At 64.6% G+C, this 9,787-nt stretch carries 10 protein-coding genes; 1 reads left to right on the top strand and 9 read right to left on the bottom strand.

The genetic code is table 11. The annotated features are described in order from the left end of the window. From M9890_14505 to M9890_14470, 8 genes are all read right to left on the bottom strand, one after another. Positions 1–222, bottom strand: a 222-nt coding sequence (locus tag M9890_14505) for a helix-turn-helix domain-containing protein (protein MCO5178163.1), incomplete at its 3' end; no start/stop codon positions are given. Between the two features lie 86 nt (positions 223–308). Next, entirely contained in the window at positions 309–887 is a 579-nt protein-coding gene (locus M9890_14500) for a hypothetical protein (protein ID MCO5178162.1), read from the bottom strand. Next, positions 884–1,867: a VOC family protein gene (locus tag M9890_14495; protein ID MCO5178161.1), complete on the bottom strand. Its 984-nt coding sequence runs from the start codon at positions 1,865–1,867 to the stop codon at positions 884–886. Before M9890_14495 ends, M9890_14500 begins: the two co-directional genes overlap by 4 nt. After that, entirely contained in the window at positions 1,864–2,514 is a 651-nt protein-coding gene (locus tag M9890_14490) for a flavin reductase family protein (GenBank protein ID MCO5178160.1), read from the bottom strand. The genes M9890_14495 and M9890_14490 overlap by 4 nt, the downstream gene beginning before the upstream one ends. Before the next feature lie 80 nt (positions 2,515–2,594). Beyond that, complete coding sequence (locus M9890_14485; protein ID MCO5178159.1) at positions 2,595–4,385, bottom strand: ABC transporter substrate-binding protein; 1,791 nt, start codon at positions 4,383–4,385, stop codon at positions 2,595–2,597. Positions 4,386–4,496: 111 nt separating this feature from the next. Continuing rightward, positions 4,497–5,402, bottom strand: a complete 906-nt coding sequence (locus M9890_14480; protein MCO5178158.1) for an ABC transporter permease — start codon at positions 5,400–5,402, stop codon at positions 4,497–4,499. Between the two features lie 55 nt (positions 5,403–5,457). Further along, entirely contained in the window at positions 5,458–6,408 is a 951-nt protein-coding gene (locus M9890_14475; GenBank protein MCO5178157.1) for an ABC transporter permease, read from the bottom strand. Between the two features lie 254 nt (positions 6,409–6,662). Further along, on the bottom strand, positions 6,663–7,472 hold the full coding sequence (locus M9890_14470; protein MCO5178156.1) for a methyltransferase domain-containing protein: 810 nt from the start codon (positions 7,470–7,472) through the stop codon (positions 6,663–6,665). A 124-nt stretch (positions 7,473–7,596) separates the two neighbouring features. On the opposite strand from M9890_14470, the gene M9890_14465 reads away from it, so the two are divergent. Beyond that, on the top strand, positions 7,597–8,529 hold the full coding sequence (locus tag M9890_14465) for a carbon-nitrogen hydrolase family protein (GenBank protein MCO5178155.1): 933 nt from the start codon (positions 7,597–7,599) through the stop codon (positions 8,527–8,529). 218 nt (positions 8,530–8,747) lie between these two features. Here the strand turns inward: M9890_14465 and M9890_14460 are convergent, their stop codons facing one another. Then, positions 8,748–9,353 (bottom strand): DUF305 domain-containing protein, encoded by a 606-nt coding sequence (locus tag M9890_14460; protein MCO5178154.1) that lies wholly within the window; start codon positions 9,351–9,353, stop codon positions 8,748–8,750. Between the last annotated feature and the right edge of the window lie 434 nt (positions 9,354–9,787).

Genomic DNA, 9,787 nt, shown 5'->3' with positions numbered 1-9,787 from the left:
GATGACGACGCCGGTGGGCATCGGTTCGCTGGACTGCCGCAGGAAGATGACCAGGTTGTTGGCGGTGACGCGCCAGTCGTTGATGGCGGGGTCGAAGGCACCGGCCAGGTGGCCGGTGCGGAGCCAGTAGCGCACAGCCGCCGGGTCGTACTGCAGGAACCGCGACACCTCATCAACGGTGTAGCCGTACATTGCTCGTCCCGCTCGCCGTGCTTGCACCATCGGTCGCCCCCACCTGAACATCCACCGTGTACGTACAGATCAGGATACCATGACTGTGACTATCTGTCACGAGTGCATGATGGTGGTTAGGTGAGATTGGTCAGGTAGCTGAGCGCGCGCTGCTGGACGAGCGCGGCCAGCTCGGAGAGCTCTCGGTCTGCGGCGGCGTCACCGGCGTCGACCCGGCGCAGGATGGCGCTGATGTCCCAGCCGTGGACCGCGCCGTCCGCTTCGACGAGCGCCAGCACCGCGCGCTCCGGGCCGTCGAGTGGGCCGAGCAGTGCCTCGAGTGCGGCGCGGGCGCGGCCGCCGGTCGGGGTGGCTTCGGTGCGCTGGTCGAGGACGAGCAGGTGCCGACCGGCCGGCAGGATGAACGTGCGGTGGATGCGCTCATCCCAACGCGGCGCTGGTGGCCAGGCCAGCACGCCGACGATGCCGTCGCGCTGCAAGGACGCCACCATTACCTGTCGGCGCGCCTCCTGCGCGCCGGTCACGCTGAGGCTGCGCCAGACAAGGAGGACGGTAAATACCAGCACCGGCGCGAGCAGCGCGAGGAGGATGATGCGCGCCGGGCCGGTGACGCTGGCGGCGATCGCGACCAGCAGGACCAGTGCGAGCAGGACGCCGACGACCATGATCGCCGCGCGGATCTGGCGTCGGCTCATGCGCCTCCACCGTCGAGCGGCTGCAGGCTACGGGTCAGTTGCTCGCGGCGCTCCTCCAGCCACGGCGGCAGCATCAGCTTTGTGCCGAGCGTTTCCGCTGGCTCATCGACGGCGAAGCCGGGGTTGGCGGTCGCGATCTCCAGCAGGTGGCCGTCCGGATCGCGGAAGTAGATGCTGTGGAAATACTGGCGGTCGCGGACTTCCGACGATGGCACGCCGGCTGACTCGATCCGCTCCTGCCAGCTCACCTCAGCCGGATCGTCCGGCACGCCGAAGGCGACGTGGTGGGTCTGGCCGGGACCATCGACGGCACGCTCGGTCGTCTCGCGATCGACGAGCGTGACGATGAGCCGCTGCCCCTCCTCGTCATCATCGAGCTCGAAAATCAGGTCGGTGCGGTCGGCGTCGAGCGGGTTGGGCTGCTCGCCGAGCAGCGTGAAGCCGAGGAGCTGCTCGTAGTAGATGACGGCGGTGTCACGCTCGGTGGCGAGGATGCCGACGTGGTCGATCGCGCCGATCTCGATGCCCGGAATCCGCAGTGCCGGTGCGCCATCCGGCACGAGCTCGCCCGGCGCGGCGACCAGTTCGATGATCAGCCCCTCCGGATCGTGGAATCGGATGGCGGGTCGCCCGTGGTCGTCGAACGGATCGGATACATCCACGCCCTCGCGCTCCAGATGCCCGCGCCACCAGGCAACCGACGCGCCGCTGGAGACGGTCAGCGCGATGTGCTCGGTGCCGCCCCAGCCGGTCTGACCGGGCGATTTCGCGTTCGACCATTCGAAGAAGGTCAGCAGCGTGCCGGGCGTGCCGGATTCGTCGCCGTAGTACAGGTGGTAGGTCTGCGGCATGTCGAAGTTGACTGTCTTCTTGACCAGCCGCAGTCCCAGCAGGTCGCGGTAGAACTGCACGTTCTGCAGTGCGTCGCGGGTGACCATCGTCAGGTGGTGATAGCCGGTGAGTGGCTGCGGTGCGTTCACAATGACTCCTCTCGATTAGTGTGGTTCTGGACATCCTGCCAGGTCGGGCGGCGGAGAGTGAACGTCTCGCCGAGGTGGGCGAAGTCGGAGCCGGCCAGCCGCAGGATCGGGTCGAGCAGCGTCGGGTCGATCCGTCCGTCGTGCCAGATGTCAGCTGCGATGTGGACGCGCAGGACCTCGCCGAGGATGAGGAAGCAATTACCGACCGGCTGCGTCGTCACCACGCGCGTCTCGAACGAGATCGGCGCTTCACCGACCCGCGGCGCGGTGATCAGGTCGCAGGCAACGCGGCTGAGACTGGCCCAGCCGAACTCGTCCTCCTCGGGCGGGAAGTTGGCGGCGGTCGTATTCAGTTGCTCGATCAGTGACTGACTGGCGATGTTGAGTGCGAATTCGCCAGTCGCTTCGCAGTTGTTCAGCGAGTCCTTGCGGCCGACCGAGACGAATCCGACGATTGCTGGATCGGTCGAGAAGATCGTCGTGTAGGAGTGCGGTGCGAGGTTGGGTGTGCCGTCCGGCGCGAGCGTGGATACCCAGGCGACCGGTCGCGGTGCGATCGCGGCGTTCATCAGGTGGTACATCGCGCCGGGGCTGACGACCGCCGGATCGATCACCACCCGCTCGCGGGGATCGGCCACGAGCTCCATTGCCAGCCTCCCGAGATCATGCGAACGGGACGGGCACGTATGCTGCCCGTCCCGTTCGATTCTACCCCCTGGCCCCGGTCTTACTTGTCGAGCCAGATGTCCCGCATGTAGATGCGCGAGATCGACGGGATGGTCTTGTAGTCCATGACGAACGGCTGAGCCGGCCAGTACTGGTTGTACTCGAAGGTCGTCAGGATCGGGCAGAGATCGTTCTCCAGCAGAAGCTGCGCTTCGCGGTAGATCTTCTTGCGCTCCTCCAGGTCGACCGTCGTGCGGCCGCGCTCCAGTAGATCATCGAGCTGCGGATCGGCGATGCCCGGGTGGTTCGTTGTCGACGCGCTGTGCAGCAGGTCGTACATATAGCCATCCGGATCCGGGCTGTAGGTCAGGATGATGTTGAGCAGGTCGAAGTCACGGGTCGAGCGATAGGTGTCGAGCAGGTTGCCCCACTCGAGCTGCTCGATCTTCATGTTGACGCCGATGGCTGCCAGCTGCTGCTGCATGATCTGCCCGTTGGACAAGTCGAACGCGTACTGCGGCGATGCCTTCATGACGCACTCGAAGCCATCTGCATAGCCGGCCTCGGCGAGCAGTGAGCGGGCGCGGTCGAGATCCGGGCCGCTGTACGGCTCGAACTCGGAGACCGGCACGCCCCAGGTCTCGTCGGCGACCGGGATGTAGCCGGAGAGCACGCCGTCACCGAAGATCGTCGTCTCCATCATAGCCTGGCGGTCGATCGCCCACGAGAGCGCCTGGCGGACGCGCTTGTCAGCCAGCGGTCCCTGGCGGCAGTTGATGATCGTCAGCGGTCGCGATGCCGTCAGACCCTTGAACAGCTTGAAGCCCTCCTTCTCAAGGGTCCAGGCGTTCTGCGGGTCGAACATGCGCGAGAAGTCGTGCTCCTTGGCGCGGATGGCGGCGACGCGCGACTGCTCGTCGGTCGCGATGCGGATCTCGTGCTCATCGACCAGGGGGATGCCCTGGCGCCAGTGGTCGGCGAACTTCTTCAGCATCGCGTACTCGTTGTTCTGGAACTTCTCCAGCATCATCGGGCCGGTGCCGACCGCAACGGCGGTCAGGTCGCCGTGCTCCTCAACGACCTCACGCGGGATCATCGCCGAGCCCGGCATCGCCATGTAGGAGACGAGCGGGGCGAACGCGCTCTTGAGGTTGACGATGACGGTCGTCTCGTCCGGTGCTTCGATGCCGTCGAGCGGGGTGTACCAGGCGGCGCGGACGCTACCGATGCTGGCGTCGGCTGCGCGCTCGATCGAGTACTTCACGTCCTCCGCAACGAACTTGCGTCCGTTGTGGAATGTCGCGTCGTCGCGGATGGTGATCTTGTAGGTGAGGTCGTCGATGACCTCCAGGTTGGTGGCCAGCGCCGGGACGATCTCAAGCGTCGGCGTGAACTCGAACAGGGTGTCGTAGACCTGCTCGAAGACCATCTGCCCGGCGAAGCTCGAACCGGTGTGCGGGTCGATGCCGACCGGGTTGGTGTCGAGCGCCGAGATGAGCTTGCCACCCATCTTCGGTGTGCCAGATGCGGTGCCGGTGGTGGCAGTGGCTGCCGCTTCGGTCGCGGCTGCCGTTGCTTCGGCGGTCGCCTCAGCGGTCGGTTCTTTCGTCGCCAGGCCGGTGCTGCCGCCGCTGAAGGTCTCAACCGTGTTGGTCGCGGCTGGCTCGCTGGAGCCGCTCGTCGTCGCTGTGGCAGCGGATTCCGGCTCGCTGCCGCAAGCGGCCACGACGGCGCTCATCGCGGCCAGTCCGACACCACCGCTCGTCAGCTTGACGAACTGGCGACGACTCAGTCGGCCATCATTGCGCAGACGGACCAACTGGTCCAGGATGCGAGTTTGTCGATCGCTCATCGAAATCACTCCTCTGTACGATTCACTATCTGTCGCGGCCGGCCAGGCGCGCGAGAGAGCAGGATGGTTCTGTAGTGCGTGTCTGCGGGTTGATCTCCCTTCTCACACTGATCAACGGGACGATGCAGTGCGCGGGTCGAGCACGTCGCGCAGCCAGTCACCAACGAGATTGAAGCCGAGGACGGCAATCATGATCGCCAGGCCGGGGAAGATCGCCATCCAGGGTGCCAGCTCCATAAAGCGCTTGCCAGCGTTAAGCATCGAACCCCACGACGGTTCTGGCGGCTGCGCGCCGAGGCCCAGGAACGACAGCGCCGCCTCAGTCAGGATGGCAAACGAGAACGCGATCGTCGCCTGCACAATGAGTGGCGCGGTGACATTCGGCAGGACGTGGCGGAACATCGTCCGTCCGGCACTGGCACCGATGACGCGGCTCGCCTCAACATACTCCTGCGAGCGGACCGACAGCACCGGTCCCCGCACGACACGCGCGAACGATGGTGTGTAGACGACACCAATCGCGATCATGACGTTCCGCAGGTCCGGACCGAGCACGGCCAGCAGGGCGATCGCCAGCAGGATGTCCGGGAAGGCGAAGACGATGTCGAGCAGGCGGCTGATGATCGTATCGGTCCAGCCGCCGTAGAAGCCGGAGATCAGGCCGAGGATGCCGCCGACGATCAGGGCGATGACCACCGAGATCGCGCCGACCTGCAACGAGATGCGTGCGCCGTAGATGATCCGGCTCAGGATATCGCGCCCGAACTCGTCGGTGCCGAGCGGGTAGTACGAGCTTGGCCCGAGCAGCCGGTGCTCGTTGCGGATCGTGTAGGGACTGTGCGGCGCAATGATCGGCGCAAACACTGCCATGATGATGACGAGCAGCACCAGCGCCAGCCCGATCTTGCCGCTGACGCTGCCGCGCAGTTGCCGCAATGCCCGGCTGGGGAGCGAGCGCGTCTTCGGCATGCTGGCGTCACCGAGGGCTGATGGGGTGATCTCCTGGCTCTGGCTCATGCGCTCCTCCTCGCGGTCGAGGCCTGTTGTGCGTCGGTTCGGCTTCGTCGTCTGATCATGAATATCGGATGCGTGGGTCGATGTAGGAGTAGAAGATGTCGACCGCGAGATTGATCAGCACGAAGGCAATAGTCGTGACCATCACGACCCCCTGGATCATCGGGTAGTCGCGCTGCTCGATCGCGTCGATCGCCAGCCGACCCATGCCCGGCAGATTGAAGAGCTCTTCAATGATGATCGCGCCGCCGAGCAGGCGGCCGATCTGGATGCCGACGACGGTGATGACCGGGATCATTGCGTTGCGAATGGCATGGCGCGAGATGACGGTCTTGTTGGACAGCCCCTTGGCGCGTGCCGTCGTGATGTACTCGCGCCGCAGCACTTCCAGCAGCGACGAGCGCATCATGCGCATTGTGATCGCCGCCAGTGCAGCGCCGAGCGAGATGGCCGGCAGGATGAAGATCTGGATGTTCTTCCATGGATCATCGACGAACGACACGTAGTTCGCTGCCGGGAACCAGTGGAAGTAGCGCGAGGTCACCAGGATCAGCAGTGTGCCGAGCCAGAAGTTGGGCAGTGATAGCCCGAGCAGACTGACGCCCTGGGCAGCCGCTTCGGCAGCGGACCCGACTTTGACAGCGGCAATAATGCCGGCCGGTATGGCGATCACCAGTGCAATGATGACCGAGAAGATGGTCAGCTCAATCGTCACCGGCATCTTCGAGAAGATCTCGCCGCGCACCGACTGGCCGGTGCGGAGTGACGTGCCGAGGTCACCTCGAATGACGTCGCCGGCCCAGTTGACGTACTGGACATAGATTGGCTCGTCCAGCCCGAAGACTTTCCGCAGCTCCTGGCGGCGGCCCTCGTCGATCGTCGTCTCATTGCCGAGCATCAGGTCAACGACATCGCCCGGCACGAGGCGGATCAGAAAAAAGGTCACCAGCGAAATCCCGATCAGGACGGGAATCAGCGACACAAGTCGCTGCGCGATATACCGAACCATCGGCCCCTCTCCCCCACCAAGCCGTCGGTTCCCCAAGCCTCTAAGTTGTACGGCGTCTGGAACCCTTGTATACGTCGGTACGATGACGGATTGTACACGAGCCGCCGTGTTGTGCATCCACGTCACAGCACTACTGGCTGCCAGCCGTTCCGTCTGGAGACACAATCAGGCCGGTCGCAGCGCGTGATGCGACGAAAGATATACGAATTGCGCAGCGCATGAATCCCACTGTTGCTGAGCAATGTACGAAAGGATCAGCTTCCCTTCCCTGCCCCCTCCCCAACAACCCCACGCGCTGCCCAGGCGCGGGCGGTGAGGTGGATGCTGCCGTCGTTGGCGAGTGGGACGCTGTGGCGCAGGAGGTCGCGGAGGGCGTCGCGGCGGTCGGCGTCGAGGGTGGCGACGTAGGCTGGCGCGCTGCCTTGTGCGCCGAGGAAGGGCGACCAGTAGTCGTCGAAGTCGCGGAAGACTGTTGGGATATCGATCGGGCGGACGGCGACATCGGTCATGCCGGCGGCGCGGAAGCGGCGTTCCAGCTCGTCGGGATGACAGAGCGACAAGGAGCGACTGCCCTCGTCGTGGGTGGCGGCGTCGGGATCGATTGCGGTTGCTGCGTCCCAGAAGATGCGCATCATCTCCATCCCGCCGGCATAGTCCCAGACGTAGATGCCGACGACGCCACCCGGGCGAGTGGCCCGCACGATCTCGGCCAGGCCACGGTCGGGATCGGGCAGGAAGTTGAGCATCAGGCCGGAGACGGTGGCGTCGAACGCTCGATTATCGACCGGCAACGCCTGTGCGTCACCCTTGCGAAAGGTCACGCGCTGGTCGTTGATCATCGTGCGAGCGTGGGCGAGGAAGGCTGCCGAGCGATCGATGCTGGTGATGGACTGCGGGTTGGCCATGGCCAGGATCGCAGAGGTGAGCGCGCCAGTGCCGCAGCCGACATCCAGCCAGCGCGCGCCCTGATCGACCGTCAGCCAGCGCAGCAGCTCAGGGGCGACCATGCGGCTCCAGCGCCCGACATATGGCTCGTAGGAAATGCCACTGCTGAACATGCTCATCGGAACCTCCAGGACTGAATGCTAAAGAAGACGTGGTTCCGGAAATTGGTGTGTTTGCACGATGGTAGCATGGGCTCAGGCAGCGATCTATGACTGTGGGAATACGTGCGAACGGGGTGAGGTGATGGCTAATCCGACGCGAGTCGCCGTCGTGCAGGCGGCACCGGTGCTGTTCGACCGCGAGGCGACGATCGAGAAGGCGGTCGGGCTGATCGGCGAGGCTGCGGATGCCGGTGCGCGGCTCATTGTCTTCCCCGAGGCGTTCGTGCCGGCCTATCCTCGCGGTCTCAGCTTCGGCGCGCTCGTCGGCAGCCGCAGCGACGAGGGGCGGCGACTGTTCGCTCGCTACTTTAATAACGCTGTCGAGATCCCATCTCCGGCGACCGACCGGCTTGGCCAGGCAGCGCGCGAGGCTGGCGTCTGGGTGGCGATCGGCGTGATCGAGCGCGACCGCATCGGCGGCACGCTCTACTGCACCTTGCTCTACATCGGGCCGGACGGTGCGATCCTCGGCAAGCACCGCAAGCTGAAGCCGACGGCATCCGAGCGCCTGATCTGGGGTGAGGGCGACGGCAGTACACTGCCTGTCATCGAGACGGAGATCGGCCGCTTCGGCGGCCTCATTTGCTGGGAGAACTACATGCCGCTGGCGCGGACAGCGCTCTACACCAAGGGCGTCGAGATCTACATCGCGCCGACGGCTGACGCGCGCGATGCCTGGCAGGCGACGATGCAGCACGTCGCGCTGGAGGGTCGCTGCTTCGTGCTGTCCTGCAATCAGTACGTGACGAAAAGCATGTACCCAGGCGACCTCGGGCCGGAGGCGCTCAGCGATCTGGAGCAAGCGCCGGAGGAGATGTGCCGCGGTGGTAGCGCGATCGTCTCGCCGCTCGGTAGCTATCTGGCTGGTCCGCTCTACGGTGAAGAAGGCATCCTCTACGCCGACCTCGACCGCGACGATCTCGCAGCATCCCGCTTTGACTTCGACCCGGTCGGCCACTACGCGCGCCCGGACGTGTTCAGCTTCGCGGTCAATGAGCAGCCGCAGGGCAGGTAGCGCAGGTCAACGTTGTTCGTGACGGACGGTCGTTACGTGGAGAAGGGATCTCCCCGTCGAGCATCGCCTGACGAGGATCCATATGGCGGGTAGCAGGAAGCGTCGTGCTTTCTGACGTATCTGACGAGGCTGCCGACCTGGGTATCCACATGGCCCCGCGGAACGAATCCGCAGAGCCATGTGTCGCAGTTGGGCTGAAGACGGAGCACGCGGTGGCGTTACTCGCCGAACCACTCCGCTCGCCACTCCTTCATCTGGTCGATCTCGGTCTGTTGAGCTGTGATGATCTCCGCTGCCAGCTGCTGCAGTTCCGATCGCTCGGTCGTCTGTTGAATCTCTTTCGCCATATCGATGGCTGACTCGTGGTGCGGGATCATCATGTCGATGAACATCTCGTCCGGTGCGTCGGACTGCGCCAGCATCTCCATGTCCGCGTCAGACATGTTCATGCCGGGCATGTCCATCATGGCCGACAGGTCGCTCTCTGGCGCGCTCGGGAACCATGCGTCGCGCCAGCTGCGCATCTGCTCGATCTCGCGCTCCTGAGCCGCGATGATCGCGGTGGCGACATCGCGAATCTCCTGGTGCTCGGCCGAGTCCTTGACCGCCTCGGCCATTGCGACGGCGCTTTGGTGGTGAACGATCATCGCGTCGATGAAGTGCAGGTCGGCATCTTCTCCGCCCTCGGGCGCTGTCATCGAGTGGCCCTGGTGCATGGTGGTGCTTGTGGCTACTGTCTCGGCCGGTGTTGAAGTCGACACTGAGTCGGCGGCATTATCCGTGTCACCGCCGCAAGCGGCGAGCAAGAGTGCCAGGGCTGGCACGAGCAGCAGAATCCATCTCAGATGGTTCAACATCATGGATACCTCATGTCATTGTGTTTCGAGGAAGCGGCTGCATGGCAGCGTCAACGCGCCGCGGAGTGTCTATAACCTGAAGCGTTGGAGTGCTGCCTGGCGATCGGGCCCGTCGAGCCACGGAAGTTCGCCTCCGGCGATTGGCGACGCTGATGGTGCGATCGCGACTGTTTCCGCGCTTACGGAAACGTTCGCGACCAGCCCTGCGTCGGCCAGAAGGGAAGCTCGCTGCGCGACCCAGGCAGGTGACGGACAAGAGGAATCGTCATCCCAGGCAACTATGGCAATGATGTCAACGGGAGCGACGGCGACCGCCTCCGTGTGGCTCGCTCCTCGATGCTGCGCATGGATATCGACACGTTCAGACGGCCGGCTAGCATGCCCTGAATGGACCATAGCAA

The organism is Thermomicrobiales bacterium, from assembly GCA_023954495.1.
Lineage (GTDB): Bacteria > Chloroflexota > Chloroflexia > Thermomicrobiales > CFX8 > JAMLIA01.
Note: the sequence above shows the minus strand (reverse complement) of the source record. Positions and strands in the feature narration are given on the sequence as shown.

What these genes read in the sequence shown, in the direction of transcription:
- M9890_14500 (MCO5178162.1), bottom strand. Translation starts at nt 887, where the DNA reads ATGAGCCGACGCCAGATCCGCGCGGCGATCATGGTCGTCGGCGTCCTG.
- M9890_14490 (MCO5178160.1), bottom strand. Translation starts at nt 2,514, where the DNA reads ATGGAGCTCGTGGCCGATCCCCGCGAGCGGGTGGTGATCGATCCGGCG.
- M9890_14485 (MCO5178159.1), bottom strand. Translation starts at nt 4,385, where the DNA reads ATGAGCGATCGACAAACTCGCATCCTGGACCAGTTGGTCCGTCTGCGC.
- M9890_14480 (MCO5178158.1), bottom strand. Translation starts at nt 5,402, where the DNA reads ATGAGCCAGAGCCAGGAGATCACCCCATCAGCCCTCGGTGACGCCAGC.
- M9890_14475 (MCO5178157.1), bottom strand. Translation starts at nt 6,408, where the DNA reads ATGGTTCGGTATATCGCGCAGCGACTTGTGTCGCTGATTCCCGTCCTG.
- M9890_14470 (MCO5178156.1), bottom strand. Translation starts at nt 7,472, where the DNA reads ATGAGCATGTTCAGCAGTGGCATTTCCTACGAGCCATATGTCGGGCGC.
- M9890_14465 (MCO5178155.1), top strand. Translation starts at nt 7,597, where the DNA reads ATGGCTAATCCGACGCGAGTCGCCGTCGTGCAGGCGGCACCGGTGCTG.